This is a genomic window from Bradyrhizobium sp. Ken64 (genome assembly GCF_055807555.1).
The window spans coordinates 1-225 of sequence record NZ_JBVVPA010000156.1 but is presented as its reverse complement, the minus strand read 5'-3'; the positions used below and the strand labels follow the sequence as shown (position 1 = coordinate 225).

General features: G+C 67.1%; 1 protein-coding gene. It reads right to left on the bottom strand.

Annotation, left to right across the window (positions count from 1 at the left end):
- Positions 1-225, bottom strand: a 225-nt coding sequence (locus AC0L2F_RS36025; protein WP_473251561.1) for a hypothetical protein, incomplete at both ends; no start/stop codon positions are given.

Below are 225 nucleotides of genomic sequence, written 5' to 3'. Positions count from 1 at the left end.
ACCGTGCCGGTGATGGTCTGGTTCGCCTGGTTGGTGGGCCCGCCGGCATTGGAGATCGTAATGGTGGGCGCGCTCGTATCGATCGTCACCGCCTGGCTGGCGGTGGTCCCGATGTTGCCGGCGGTGTCGATGATCCGGGTCTGGTAGCTGAAGCTGGTCGCATGGGTCGCCGGGTCGAGATAGCTCCAGCTCGTCGCCGTCGACGGCGTGACGTCGGCCCAGGTG